16 protein-coding genes are annotated in these 12,896 nt (G+C 72.7%); 4 read left to right on the top strand and 12 right to left on the bottom strand.

The features are described 5' to 3' along the window. Positions 1-19: 19 nt before the first annotated feature. Positions 20-1,024: an N-acetyl-gamma-glutamyl-phosphate reductase gene (argC, locus tag O7627_RS14445; RefSeq protein ID WP_278094024.1), complete on the bottom strand. Its 1,005-nt coding sequence runs from the start codon at positions 1,022-1,024 to the stop codon at positions 20-22. Positions 1,025-1,166: 142 nt separating this feature from the next. Continuing rightward, entirely contained in the window at positions 1,167-1,415 is a 249-nt protein-coding gene (locus tag O7627_RS14440; protein WP_278094023.1) for a hypothetical protein, read from the bottom strand. Between the two features lie 37 nt (positions 1,416-1,452). Between O7627_RS14440 and O7627_RS14435 the strand changes: the two genes are divergently transcribed. Continuing rightward, on the top strand, positions 1,453-1,581 hold the full coding sequence (locus tag O7627_RS14435) for a hypothetical protein (RefSeq protein WP_278094022.1): 129 nt from the start codon (positions 1,453-1,455) through the stop codon (positions 1,579-1,581). Here O7627_RS14435 and O7627_RS14430 read toward each other — a convergent pair. The 8 genes from O7627_RS14430 to O7627_RS14395 form a co-directional block, all read right to left on the bottom strand. Beyond that, positions 1,551-2,864, bottom strand: coding sequence for a glycosyltransferase family 87 protein (locus O7627_RS14430; protein ID WP_278094021.1), 1,314 nt, complete (start codon positions 2,862-2,864; stop codon positions 1,551-1,553). The genes O7627_RS14435 and O7627_RS14430 overlap by 31 nt on opposite strands. A 245-nt stretch (positions 2,865-3,109) precedes the next feature. Then, complete coding sequence (gene pheT / locus O7627_RS14425; protein ID WP_278094020.1) at positions 3,110-5,638, bottom strand: phenylalanine--tRNA ligase subunit beta; 2,529 nt, start codon at positions 5,636-5,638, stop codon at positions 3,110-3,112. A 1-nt stretch (position 5,639) separates the two neighbouring features. After that, positions 5,640-6,740 (bottom strand): phenylalanine--tRNA ligase subunit alpha, encoded by a 1,101-nt coding sequence (pheS, locus tag O7627_RS14420; protein WP_278094019.1) that lies wholly within the window; start codon positions 6,738-6,740, stop codon positions 5,640-5,642. 255 nt (positions 6,741-6,995) lie between these two features. Next, the gene (locus tag O7627_RS14415) at positions 6,996-7,865 is read right to left on the bottom strand and encodes an RNA methyltransferase (protein ID WP_278094018.1); all 870 of its coding nucleotides are present in this window, start codon (positions 7,863-7,865) and stop codon (positions 6,996-6,998) included. Between the two features lie 23 nt (positions 7,866-7,888). Then, positions 7,889-8,281, bottom strand: coding sequence for a 50S ribosomal protein L20 (gene rplT / locus O7627_RS14410; RefSeq protein WP_278094017.1), 393 nt, complete (start codon positions 8,279-8,281; stop codon positions 7,889-7,891). Between the two features lie 32 nt (positions 8,282-8,313). Beyond that, a complete protein-coding gene (gene rpmI / locus O7627_RS14405) occupies positions 8,314-8,508 on the bottom strand; it encodes a 50S ribosomal protein L35 (RefSeq protein ID WP_278094016.1) in 195 nt (64 codons plus the stop codon). Positions 8,509-8,527: 19 nt separating this feature from the next. Continuing rightward, on the bottom strand, positions 8,528-9,136 hold the full coding sequence (gene infC / locus O7627_RS14400; RefSeq protein ID WP_278094015.1) for a translation initiation factor IF-3: 609 nt from the start codon (positions 9,134-9,136) through the stop codon (positions 8,528-8,530). Between the two features lie 356 nt (positions 9,137-9,492). Then, complete coding sequence (locus O7627_RS14395) at positions 9,493-9,936, bottom strand: PH domain-containing protein (RefSeq protein WP_278098282.1); 444 nt, start codon at positions 9,934-9,936, stop codon at positions 9,493-9,495. Positions 9,937-10,014: 78 nt separating this feature from the next. On the opposite strand from O7627_RS14395, the gene O7627_RS14390 reads away from it, so the two are divergent. From O7627_RS14390 to O7627_RS14380, 3 genes are read left to right on the top strand one after another with little or no spacing between them, the layout of a single operon-like run. Further along, positions 10,015-10,395: a metalloregulator ArsR/SmtB family transcription factor gene (locus tag O7627_RS14390; protein ID WP_278094014.1), complete on the top strand. Its 381-nt coding sequence runs from the start codon at positions 10,015-10,017 to the stop codon at positions 10,393-10,395. Positions 10,396-10,409: 14 nt separating this feature from the next. Continuing rightward, positions 10,410-10,880, top strand: a complete 471-nt coding sequence (locus O7627_RS14385) for an SRPBCC family protein (RefSeq protein ID WP_278098281.1) — start codon at positions 10,410-10,412, stop codon at positions 10,878-10,880. Next, positions 10,877-11,287 carry a VOC family protein gene (locus O7627_RS14380; protein ID WP_278094013.1) on the top strand — a complete coding sequence of 137 codons (411 nt, stop codon included), beginning with the start codon at positions 10,877-10,879 and terminating at the stop codon, positions 11,285-11,287. Before O7627_RS14385 ends, O7627_RS14380 begins: the two co-directional genes overlap by 4 nt. 68 nt (positions 11,288-11,355) lie before the next feature. On the opposite strand, the gene O7627_RS14375 is transcribed toward O7627_RS14380, so the two are convergent. Both O7627_RS14375 and O7627_RS14370 read right to left on the bottom strand, forming a co-directional pair. Then, the gene (locus O7627_RS14375; protein WP_278094012.1) at positions 11,356-12,273 is read right to left on the bottom strand and encodes a DJ-1/PfpI family protein; all 918 of its coding nucleotides are present in this window, start codon (positions 12,271-12,273) and stop codon (positions 11,356-11,358) included. After that, positions 12,270-12,854 (bottom strand): isochorismatase family protein, encoded by a 585-nt coding sequence (locus O7627_RS14370; protein WP_278094011.1) that lies wholly within the window; start codon positions 12,852-12,854, stop codon positions 12,270-12,272. The genes O7627_RS14375 and O7627_RS14370 overlap by 4 nt, the downstream gene beginning before the upstream one ends. Positions 12,855-12,896: the final 42 nt, after the last annotated feature.

Below are 12,896 nucleotides of genomic sequence, written 5' to 3'. Positions count from 1 at the left end.
GCGGTGATGGTGGTGGCCGTCATGGCGCGGTCCCCCAGACCGACAGGCCGGCGGTCTCCGGCAGGCCGAGCATCAGGTTGGCGCACTGCACGGCCTGACCGGCGGCGCCCTTGCCGAGGTTGTCCAGCGCGCCGACCACGATCACCCGGCCGGAGTCGCGGTCGACGCCTGCCTGCAGGTGGCAGGAGTTCGACCCGGCGGTGGCGGCGGTGTGCGGCCAGGCGCCCTCGGGCAGCACGTGCACGAACGCCGCGTCGGCGTACGCGTCGGTCAGGACCGTGCGCGGGTCGGGGCCGGCGGCGGCCGGTCGGGCCGTGACGGTGGCGAGGATGCCGCGTGGCATCGGGGCGAGCACGGGGGTGAGTGACAGCGACGCGGCGCCGGTGGCCTGTTTGATCTCCGGCACGTGCTGGTGCGCGCCGACCTTGTAGGGGCTCAGGTCGCCCATCACCTCGCTGGCGAGCAGGTGCGCCTTGGCGGCCCGGCCGGCGCCGGAGGTGCCGGAGGCGGCCACCACGACGACGTCGTGCGGGTCGACGGCGCCGGCCGCGATGAGCGGGGCGAGCGCGAGGGTGATGGTGGCCGCGTAGCAGCCGGTGTTGGCCACCCGGGTGGAGCCGGCGATCGCGGCCCGCTGGCCGGGCAGCTCCGGCAGCCCGTAGGTCCAGGCGCCGGCGTGCGGGCCGCCGTAGTAGTCGCCCCAGGCGGCGGCGTCGCGCAGCCGGTGGTCGGCACCGAGGTCGACGACCCGGACGCTGTCGGGCAGGGCAGCCGCGAGGGCGCCGGACTCGCCGTGCGGCAGGGCCAGGAAGACCAGGTCCGCGTCGGCCAGGGCCGCCGGTTCGGTCCGGCCCAGCACCAGGTCGAGCCCGACCAGGTGCGGGTGTACGGCGACCAGCGGCTGGCCGGCCTGGCTGTGCGCGGTGGCGGCGACCAGGTCGAACTCGGGGTGCCCGGCGATCAGACGCAGCAGCTCGCCGCCCGCGTATCCACTGGCCCCGGCCACCGCAACCCGAATTCCCATACCCACCTCCGCATGTCTATGCAGCGAAGGCTATCAGCCTTCTCCTCCTCGACGCAATGCCATACAGGCGAGTGCATGATCTTGCAGAATGTCCCGTTCCGCCGCTCCGAACGGGAACGGGACCACCGTCCGGGCGACGCCGTCAGCCGGCGTCGATCATCCCGTGCTGGCGCTGGTACGTGCGCAACGCCACATCCCATGCCTCGGTGTACTCCGACGGGCCCATCCCCAGTTCGCCGTGCCCCTTCAGCGCGGACTGCAGGAGCGTGACCAGATCCGGCACCACCCGTTGCCGATCCCGGACGTACTCACCGAACACCTGCGCGAACCGCTTCCCGGTCAGCCGGGCCGCGTACGACGTCTCGGGGTCCTGCTCCAGACCGCGCAGCACCTCGCGCCAACGCCGGTCAGCTCCTCGGATCCCGGCGATGGCTGACGGATTCCGGAACGGGTGGCGGCGGCGGCACCGGCGACCGCGGCGGCTCGGGCTGGGCCGGATCACCGTCCGGGACCTGGACCGGCTCCGTCAGGTCGCCAGGCTCGACCCGCCGGAGTGAGCAGCGGGGCTCACCGGGTCGGTTCGAGAGCTGGCTGTCGCCTCCGGGCCCGGGTTCGGCTCGTGCCGACGAGGGCCACCTGACGACCACGGCACGGCGGCCAGGGCCGTGGCGATGACCGGCAGCGAGCCCCATACCAGGATCGGGTCCAGAATGTCCTCGCGGCCGGGCAGCAGAGCCACCCACAGGTAGAAGGTCGCCGTGTAGCAACTCGCCGCAAGCACGAAGGCCAGGCCCCAGCGCCGACCGAGCAGCAGCACGAAGGGGACCGGCCATAGCAGATACTGGGTTCCGAATCCGATGCTGACCGACAGGAAGAGCAGCAGCACGGCCGCCGTCATGGTGACGCCGTCCGCATGGCGGAACCACAGGATCGCACCGATCACCGCCACCGCAGTCACCGCTGTCCCGATCGGCTGATAGAAGTCGATCTTCGGACTGGTATAGCCGATTCCCTCGATCAGATCGGCGAGGTGGAGCAGGCCACCCCAGCCCCAACGCCCCACCAGCGATCGATACGACGAGAGCACCTCAACCGCGGCGGTCAGCGATTCGCCCAGCACCAGCGGAACACTCAGCAGGAATATCAGTGGCATCAGCCCGACGCCGAGCAGCACCTGCCACCACCGACGGATGGGCACCTCCCGGAGCACGCCCGGGAGGAGCACCACCGGCCAGGTCTTGCTGGCGATCGCCAGCCCGACAAGGACCCCGGACCAGAAGAGGCGACCGCGGCGGGCCACCAGAAGTCCGGCCACCCCCAGCGCCAGCGCCACCGGCTCCACCTGGCCGTGCACGGCGGTGACCAGCACCGCGACCGGACACACCGCGTACAACAGGGCGAACCGCCGGCCGTACTCCGCGCCGGCAAGCTTGGCGAGCAGCACGACGAGCACCAGATCGGCGAGGATCGGCGAGATCTTGGAGGCGGCCTCCCACGGAATGCCGGTGGAGATTTCGGCCGCGAACACGTACGGCATCAGCGGGAGGAAGTTCCACTGGAAGTCGGGCAGGTGGGTCACTGGGTCGTACCCGTCGAGGATCGCCTGTCCGGCATCGTGGAAGTAGACCGCCACATCCTTCGGCGTCCGACCGTAGGTCAACACGGCCGCGACCAGGCGGAGAGCCAACGCGACCAGCACCGCCAGCCAGAGCTTCGGACCCCACCTCCGCACCGCGGCTACGACGAACACCACCAGACACATCGCGGTCAGGACGATGAGCAGAAACCCCGGTGGCTGCCCGATCAGCGGTAGCGCGGGGGCAGGTGGCGACGCGAGCACCGCGACAGCTTGCCACACTGGTTCCGGTCCGGCGGACGTTGTCCGGCCCGACCGAGCACTCCGCTCCGCCTCCTATTCGGAGGTCGGCAACGTACCCGGCTGAAAACCCGGTTCTCCCGCAGTCCGGGTGACGCCCGGCCGGACGCCTGCGCGGTCTCCCGGCTGGAGTCGATCAGGTTGAACCATGCAGACGGGTGGCCGGTCACTTCCCGTGACCGGCCACCCGTCTGCGGCACCGCAGCCGGTCAGGCGCCGCGCAACACCGCGCCGAACCGGTCGGCAGCGACGGCGACCGCCGCGTCCCGGGCGGCCACCGCCTCCTCACCGGTGAGCGTCCGGTCCGGCGCCCGGAAGGTGAGGTTGTAGGCCAACGACCGGCGCCCCTCGCCGAGCTGCGCTGAGGCGTACACGTCGAAGAGCCGCACCGATTCCAGCAGGTCACCCGCGCCCTCGACCAGCGCACGCTCCACATCGGAGGCCGGCACCGACTCGTCCAGCACCAGCGCCACGTCGATCAGCGCCGGCGGGAAGCCGGAGACCCGGGGTGCCGGCACGACCGGCGCCGCCGGCACCGCGTCCAGGTCCAGCTCCATGGCACCGGTACGCCGGGGAAGCTCCAACCCGTCCAGGACCGCCGGATGCAGCTCCCCGGCGTGCCCGACCACCGCCCCGTCGACGAGCAGTTCGGCGCAGCGACCCGGGTGCCACGGCGCGTACCGCGCCGCCCGGACACTCACCCGCTCGGCCGGGATGCCGGCGGCGGCCAGCACCACCCGGCCGGCCTCGATGGCGTCCGCCCAGTCCGCCGGGCGCCCGGGTCCCCACCAGCCGGCCCGGTCGAGTTCCCCGGCGAGCACGGCGGCCACGTGCCGGGGCTGGTGCGGCACCACCGCGTCGGCGGCGGCGAACTCGGCCTCCGTAGGCCGGTCGGCCACCCCCATGACCGGCGGGCGACCGGCGCCCGGCCGCGGCCGGAACACCGCCCCGATCTCGTAGAGGGCCAGGTCCCGGTGCCCCCGGCCGATGTTGCGGCGCAGGATCGCCAGCAGCGGGCCGAGCAGCGTGGTGCGCAGCAGCGGTTCGGTGTCCGACAGCGGGTTGGCCACCCGCACCGCGGGCCGCCGGGGGTCGTCGGCGGGCACCCCGAGCCGATCCATCAGGTCTGGGCTGACGAACGGGTAGGCCAGCACCTCGACGTACCCCTGCTCGGACAGCGCCCGGGCGACGGCCCGGCGGCGCCGCTGCGAGGCCGTGAGGCCCCGCCCCGGGGGCGCCACCGGCAGCACCGACGGAATCTTGTCGTATCCGTCGAGCCGGACCACCTCCTCGACCAGGTCGGCCGGGTCGATCAGGTCGGGCCGCCAGGTCGGCGGGGTGACGGTCAGCCGGTCGCCGTCGGCGGTCACCGCGCAGCCGACGGTCTCCAGCAGCTCCACCACCCGCTGCGGCGGGTACGGCACCCCGGAGCGCCGCCCCGGCAGGTCGGCCGGGATGGTCACCGGTGCGGGCGCGCGGACGTGGTCCAGGTCGGTGATGCCGTCGTCGGCCACCCCGCCGCCGTGTTCGACGAGCAGCCGCACCGCCCGGTCGATGGCGACCAGCGCCAGCGCCGGGTCGACGCCGCGCTCCCAGCGCTTGGCGGCCTCGCTGAACAGCTTGTGCCGGCGGGCGGTGCGGCCCACCATCACCCGGTCCCAGTGCGCCGCCTCGAACAGCACGTTCGTGGTGCTGGCGATGACCTCGCTGGTCTCGCCGCCCATCACGGCGGCGAGCGAGATCGGCGCCCCGGCGTCGTCGCCGGCGACCGGGTTCGGCTGCCCGGCGTCGCAGATCACCATGTCCTCGGCGACCAGTTCCCGGGTCACTCCGTCCAGTGTGGTCAGCTTCTCCCCGGGCACCGCCCGGCGCACCACCAGCGGCCCGGCCAGCCGGTCCAGGTCGAAGGCGTGCATCGGCTGGCCCAGCTCCAGCATCAGGTAGTTGGTGATGTCCACCGGCAGCGAGATGACCCGGATGCCGGCCACGGTGAGCCGCCTCCGCAGCCACTGCGGGCTGGTCGCGGTCGGGTCGACCCCGCGCACCACCCGGGCCGCGAACCGGTCGCAGCCGACGGTGTCGCGGACCTCGATCGGGTACGCGGGCTCGGCCGTGGCACCCGGTGCCGGGGCGGCGCCGGGGTCGGTGAACGGCACCCCGAGGGCGTGCGACAGCTCCCGGGCCACCCCGCGCACCGACAGCGCGTAGCCCCGGTCCGGGGTGATCTCCATGTCCACGACGATGTCGTCCAGGCCGACCACCGGCCGGGCGTCGTCGCCCGGCCGGGCCGGCGTCTCCGGCGGCAGCACCAGGATGCCGGAGTGGTCGTCGCCGAGCCCCAGCTCCCGCACCGAGCAGATCATGCCGTTGGAGTTGTGGCCGTAGGTGCGCCGGGCGCCGATGGCGAAGCCGCCGGGCAGCACCCCGCCGGGCAGGATCACCACCACCTTGTCGCCGGGGGCGAAGTTGGTGGCCCCACAGACGATCTCCTGAAGCTCGCCGGTGCCGTTGGCGTCCCCGACGTCCACCCGGCAGAACCGGATCGGCTTCTTGAAACCGGTCAGCTCCTCGATCTCGCGGACCTCGCCGACCACCAGCGGGCCGGTGACGCTGTCCCGCAGGTCCACCACGGACTCGACCTCGATGCCCAGCCCGATCAGCGCCTGCTCCAGCGCCTCCGGGGTCAGGTCGGCGGGCAGCTCGACGTACTCGCGCAGCCAACTGACTGGTAGTCGCATGTCAGTTCCCCATTCCGAACGCCCGGCTGAACCGGACGTCGCCCTCGGCCATGTCCCGCATGTCGCTGACCCCGTGCCGGAACATCAGGGTCCGGTCGATCCCCATCCCGAACGCGAATCCGGAGTAGACCTCCGGGTCGATCCCGCAGGCCCGCAGCACCCGCGGGTTGACCATGCCGCAGCCGCCCCACTCGACCCAGCGCGGCCCGTCGCGGTGCTCCGGGAACCAGACGTCGAACTCGGCCGACGGCTCGGTGAACGGGAAGTAGTGCGGCCGCCACCGGGTCCGGGCCTGCTCCCCGAACATCGACCGGGCGAAGTGGTCGAGCGTGCCGCGCAGGTGCGCCATACTGATGCCCCGGTCGACCACCAGGCCCTCGACCTGGTGGAACACCGGGCTGTGGGTGGCGTCCAGCTCGTCGGTGCGATAAACCCGCCCGGGTACGACCACATAGATCGGCGGTTGCCGGGTCAGCATCGTGCGGGCCTGCACCGGCGAGGTGTGGGTACGCAGCACCAGCCCGGACCCGGTCTCCCCGCCGTCGGCCGCGGGGCCGCCGTCGGCCGCGGCGATGTGGAAGGTGTCCATCAGGCCGCGTGCCGGGTGGTCCGGTGGGATGTTCAGGGCGTCGAAGTTGGCCCACTCCAGCTCCACCTCGGGACCCTCGGCCACCTCGTAGCCCATCCCGACGAAGAGGTCGCTGATCTGCTCCATCAGGGTCGACAACGGGTGCCGGGCACCGCGCGGGCGGCGGTCGTACGGCAGGGTGACGTCGACCCGCTCCTGGGCCAGCACCCGCTCGGCGTGCTCGCGTTCCAGCGCCTCGCGGCGGGCGGCGTAGCCGGACTCGATCGCCCGGCGGGCCTCGTTGACCCGCTTGCCGGCGTCGGACTTGGCGGCCGGCGGCAGCGCGCCGATCTCCCGGCGGGCCAGCGACACCGGCGCCCGGTCGCCGAGGTGCTGATGGCGCAGGGCGGTGAGCGCGTCCGGGTCGGCGGCGGCGGCGAACGCCTTGCCGGCCGCCTCGACGGCGTCGTCGAGCGCCCGCTGGTCCAGCAGGGCGACCTGCTTGGGGTCGTACGGATCGTTGCGATAGCTCATGGCGTGCCTGTGCTCCCTCTCCTGGCGCCGGAGCCGTCCGGCGCCGGTCACACCGGCGGACCTCGGGCGCGGCACGGCGCGCGGCGGTCCCCGGCGGGCGAACAGAGTTTACGGAGGCGCGGCTGGGCCGCAGCCCGCCGGTGGGAGGTGCGCAGGGAATGGCTGCTCGATGGTCAGCCGTCGGCGACCTGGAAGGTCAGCCCTGCCGCCCGCCGACACCGGCGGGCTGGCTAAACAAGTGCCGGATGGCACTCATCACGGTGACTCCCTCGATCGCAGTGCTCTGGCAGAAGCGTACAGGCAGACGGCCGCGGCGGCAGCCAGGTTAAGGCTCTCGGCCCGGCCGTGCAGCGGCACCCGGACCCGCGCGTCGGCGAGCGCGGCCAGCTCGGCGGGGAGTCCGTGCGCCTCGGTGCCGAACAGCCAGCCGGTCGGACCGGTCAGGCCACCGCCGTCGAGGAGCGCGTCCAGGTCGGTCTCGCCGTACCCGGAGGCGGCCAGCACGGTGTGTCCGCGGGAACGTAGCGTCGCTACCACCTCGGCCGGGTCGGCGGCCCGGACCAGGTCGACGTGGAACAGGCTGCCGGCCGAGGCCCGCACGCACTTGCCGTTGTACGGGTCGACGGCGTCGCCGGCGAAGACCACCGCACCGGCACCGGCGGCGTCGGCGGTGCGCAGCACGGTACCGGCGTTGCCCGGGTCGCGGATGCCGGCGAGCACGGCCACCAGCGATGGCGCCCGGTCGAGCGCGGCGGCCAGCGGCACGTCGAGGTGCCGGCAGACCGCCACCAGCCCCTGCGGGGCCACCGTCTCGGCGAGCGCGGCCAGACCGTCGTCGGTGACGGCGGAGACCCGAACGTCCCGGTCGGCGGCGGCGGTGACGAGGTCGGCGTACCGCTGGAAGGCCGCCGGTGTGCCGAACAGCTCGACCACCGGGTGGTCCGGGTGGGCCAGCGCCTCCCGGACGGCCTGTGGTCCCTCGGCGAGGAACCGGCCGGTGCCGTCGCGGTCGCGGCGGCGGTGCAGCCGCCGGGCGGCGACGATCCGGGGGGTACGCGCGGTGAACAGCGCGGCGTCCGGGTCCCGCCCACGGTCGAGGCGCCCCACCTGCTGTCTGGACGGCATGTGGGACGCCTCGCGGGGTCGGTTCAGGCGGCCTGGGCGGACGCGCCCCCGGTGCCCTCGGCCGCGACGGCGGCCCGGGCCACCTCGACGATGGCCGCGAAGGCGGCCGCGTCGGTGACGGCGAGGTCGGCCAGGATCTTGCGGTCGACCTCGACTCCGGCGAGCCGGAGCCCCTGGATGAGCCGGTTGTAGGTCATCCCGTTCGCCCGGGCACCCGCGTTGATCCGGGTGATCCAGAGCTGCCGGAAGTCACCCTTGCGGTCGCGCCGGTCCCGGTAGGCGTACTGCATCGAGTGCAGCACCTGCTCCTTGGCCTTGCGGTACAGCCGGGAGCGCTGGCCCCGGTAGCCGCTGGCGTCATCCAGCAGCGAACGGCGCTTCTTCTGGGCATTCACAGCCCGCTTGACGCGTGCCATCTCAACTACTCCTTCAGGTCAAGTGGCTCGCGTCAGCGGCCCAGCAGCTTCTTGATTCGCTTGACGTCGGCCTTGGCGACCTCGGTCAGGCCGGTCAGCCTGCGGGTCCGGGTCGAGGCCTTCTTCTCAAGGTTGTGGCGCAACCCCGCCTGCTGGGACATGATCTTGCCGCGGCCGGTTACCCGGACCCGCTTTCCCATACCGGTGTGGCTCTTCATCTTCGGCATCTGTTGCGTCTCTCCCCTGTTACTCGCCGGCGGTCCCGGCGGGTTCGGCCCCGGCCTGCGGCGCCTCGGTGTCGGCGTCCCGCTCGCGCGACGGGCCGGCCTTCGCCGCCACGGCGGCGGCTGCGGCGGCCTTTGTCGCCCGGTGGGGCGCGAGCACCATGATCATGTTACGGCCGTCCTGCTTGGGGGCGGCCTCGACGTACCCCAGCTCCGAGATCTCCGATTCGAGCCGGCGCAGGAGCCGGTGGCCCAGCTCCGGTCGGCTCTGCTCCCGACCGCGGAACATGATGGTCACCTTGACCTTGTCGCCGGCCTTCAGGAACCGCACCACGTGACCCTTCTTGGTCTCGTAGTCGTGCGGGTCGATCTTCGGCCGGAGCTTCATCTCCTTGATGACGGTCTGTTGCTGGTTGCGCCGGGCTTCGCGCGCCTTGAGTGCGCTCTCGTACTTGAACTTGCCGAAGTCCATGAGCTTGCACACCGGCGGGCGTGCCAGTGGCGCAACCTCGACCAGGTCCAGGTCGACGTCCGCGGCCAGCTGCAGGGCGCGCTCCAGCGGGACGATGCCCACCTGCTCACCCTCAGGGCCGACCAGTCGGACCTCACGTGCCCGGATCTGCTCGTTCACGCGTGGTTCGACGCTGATGTGGCCTCCTCGTTGCGATCCTCACCGGCGACGCGTCAGCGTCACCGGTCCTGCCGCCGACCAGAAAGCAGAAGGCCCCGGCACACATGCCAGGGCCTGCTCGACCGGTCGTCGGGCGGCGGGTGCCGCACTGCCGGCCGCGGGATCGGCTCCCGTGGCCGGTGACCGGACCCGGCCGCCAACAGGGGCGACGCGGGTGGGAGCAGGCGCTCCGCTTCGTGACTGCCGAGTTCGTCGCGCGGGAGGCGTGACTAACCGACAGTGGTCGACTCGTCAAGACTACCAGGTGGGACGGCGCGGCGGGAAACGACCCGCCGGTCGGGAGCGGCCGGCGCCGCTCAGCTGTTGGCGGTGTGCAGGGCGCGCAGCGCCCGGACCCCGTCGACCGCCCGTTCCTTGTCGACCGCCTGCAGGGCCAGCAGCGGCACCAGCTCGTCGTCGTGCAGTTCGAGGCTGGCCCAGGCCGAGCCGCGGTCGAACCGGATCGCCCGGACCACCGCCCACGGCAGGTCGTAGGAGCCGATCACGTTGCGGACCCGGATCCCCTGGCTGTCGGCCTCCACCCGGGGTCGGGTGAAGAGCAGGATCAGGAACGCGCCGAGCAGACCGAGCCCGATCATGGCGGCCTGGTCACCCCGCTGGAACATCGCGCCGCTCTCGCCGGTCGGACCGCGTAGCGCGGTGCTGACCACCGTGAAGAGCACGACCAGCGCCGTCGCCAGCAGCCAGCAGGTCACCCGGATGCGGTACGGGCGCAGCCGGATGGGGGCGGTCTGGGTCACGTTCGTCACGCCAGCCAGTCTGCCATCCGGCTGCGCCGCTTGACACCGGGCCACACCTCGGATAGAAACCATCTGGTTATGGAAACGATTGGTTATGAAGAGAGGGAGTCGGCGCGGCTCGACGCGACCTTCGCGGCGCTGGCCGACCCGACCCGGCGGGCGATCCTGGCCCGGCTGGCGACCGGCGAGGCGACGGTTACCGAGCTGGCCGCGCCGTTCCGGATGAGTCAGCCGGCGATCTCCAAGCACCTGCGGGTGCTGGAGCGGGCCGGCCTGGTCACCCAGGCCCGCGACGCCCAGCGCCGCCCGCGTCGGCTGGCGGCCGCCCCGCTGCGGACCGCCGTCGCCTGGCTGGAGAACTACCGCCGCTACTGGGAGGAGAGCTACCAGCGCCTCGACACCCTGCTCGACGAACTGACCGCCGCCGAGGCCGGCGACAACTCCGCGGGTCGGTCGTGACCGGTGGCGGCGGGCTGACGGTGACCACGCCGTCCGCGACCGAGATCGTGCTGACCCGGTCCTTCGCCGCCGCCCGGCACCTGGTGTTCGCCGCGCTGACCCGGCCGGACCTGCTGCGCCGCTGGTACGGCGCCCAGGGCTGGAACCTGGTCGAGTGCGACGTCGATCTCCGCGAGGGCGGCCGGTGGCGGTTCGTCTCCGCCGGACCCGACGGCGACCGGATGACCCAGAGCGGCGTCTACCGGCAGATCCGACCCCCCGACCGGCTGGTCTACACCGAGGTCTTCGCCGACCAGTCGTACCCGGGAACCACGCTCATCACCCACGACCTCACCGAGTCGGCCGGGGTGACCACCCTGACCAGCACCATCCGCTACGCCACCAGCCAGGGCCGGGACACCGCCCTGCGATACCCGATGAAGCGCGGCGTCGCCGAGAGCTACCGCCGCCTCGACGCACTGCTGGAAACCACAGGAGAGTCATGAACTGGACCCTGGAAGTCGTCGTCGTGCCGGTCTCCGACATCGACCGCGCCAAGTCCTTCTACGCCGACCAGCTCGGCTTCGCCGTCGACCACGACACCCTCATCAACGACCAGACCCGGATCGTGCAGCTCACTCCCCCGGGCTCCGGCTGCTCGATCGTGATCGGCAGGGGCGCCGTCCCGGAGATGCCGCCCGGCTCGCTCAAGGGTCTGCAGTTGGTGGTCGCCGACATCCACCAGGCGCACGCCCAGCTCGTCGAGCGGGGCGTCGAAGTCAGCGACGTGACGGTGCTGGGCGAGAACCCCCGCCCCGTCGACCATCCGCTGGACAACGTCGGTTTCGTCTTCTTCGCCGACCCCGACGGCAACTCCTGGTCCGTCCAACAGATCTCCACCCGAGCGAGCTGACGCCGCACCCATGATCGTTAGTCGCTCACCGGTGGTCCCCCCGGCGGGCTCAGAGCACCGGTGAACGACTAACGATCATGGGACTGGCCGCCCCTGGCGCGCAGCCGCCGCAGCATGCGGGCGTCGTCGAAGCCCACCGCGCGGGCCGCGGCGTCGACCGTCGCGCCGTGGCCGATCAGGTGCTCGGCCCGCTCCAGGCGCAGCACCTGCTGGTAGCGCAGCGGGGTCAGGCCGGTGGCCCGGGTGAAGAACCGGGTCAGCGTCCGCTCGCTCACCCCGCCGACGGCCGCCAACTCGGCGAGCCGGAGCGGGTCGCCGAACCGGGCGTCGATCACGTCCTGCACCCGGTGCACCACGTCGCTGACGTGTGCCCGGTGTCGCAGCATCGCGCTGGCCTGCCGCTCGTCGCCGTTACGGCGGGCGTAGACCACCATCTCCCGGGCCACCCGGGCGGCCAGGCCCGGCCCGTGCGCGGTGGCGAGCAGGTGCAGCGCCAGGTCGATGCCGCTGGCGATGCCGGCGGAGGTGACCACCCGACCGTCGACGACGTAGAGGACGTCGGGAATCACCGTGGCGCCCGGAAACCGGTGCGCGAGGGTCTCCTGCAGGTCGTGGTGGGTGGTGCACCGCCGCCCGGCCAGCAACCCGGCCTCCCCCAGCGCGAACGCCCCGGCGCAGACGCTGGCGACGGTGCCGCCGGCCCGGTGGTGACCGGCGACCAGTCGCAGGGTCTCCGGCGCGAAGGCGGATCGTTGCGGTCCCGGCCGCCAACCGGGCACCACGACCAGGTCCGCCGCGGTCAACGCCGGCCACCGTAGGTCCGCCCGCAACGTCACCCCCTGGGTGCTGACCACCTCCTCCCGCTCCGCCACGTAGTGCAGCCGGTAGTCCAGCCCGAGGTCGGCGGCCGAGGAGAACGCCTGCGCCGGGCCGGCCAGATCCAACAGGTGCACCCCGGGTGCGAGCAGGAAGACGACCCGGGTCACCGCAGGGTCAGCTCGTCGACCGTGGCGATGGTGGCGAAGCGGCCGGCCAGGGCGTACTCGGTCCTGGCGATGATCTCGGCGGTGGTCAGCGTGCGCGGGTCGGCGAGGATCTCCTCGACGCTGCGGTCCGGCGGCGCGTCCCGGTGCGCGATCGGTTCGGTGGCGGTGGCGTCGATGGCGACGGTCACGGGGTAACCCAGGTCCGAGGCGAGCCGGGCGGTCGTTTCCACGCACTGCTCGGTGCGGATTCCGCACAGGGTCAGGTCGCGGATGCCGCGCTCGGTGAGCCACTGCTGCAGGTTGGTGGTGGTGAAGGCGTTGTGCGAGGTCTTGCGCAGCACCGGCTCCCCGTCCGCCGGTGCCAGCCCGTCGAGCAGCCGCACGAAGCCGCGCTCCGGGTCGAAGACGGTGCCGGTGCCCGGCTCGACGTGCAGCACCCAGACCACCGCATCGCCGGCGGCCCGGAACGCTTCGGTCAGCCGCCCCACCTGCTTGGCGATGTCCGGATTCGAGCTGACGGCCCAGCTCGGCCGCTGCAGAAATGACTCCTGGACGTCGATGACGACGAGCGCACGCTTCATGCTCACCATCCTGTCCCGTCCCGCCCGCCGCCGGCAGTCACC

The organism is Solwaraspora sp. WMMD1047 (assembly GCF_029626155.1).
Lineage (GTDB): Bacteria > Actinomycetota > Actinomycetes > Mycobacteriales > Micromonosporaceae > WMMD1047.
The sequence above is the reverse complement of the archived record's forward strand: the minus strand, read 5'-3'. Positions and strand labels throughout refer to the sequence as shown.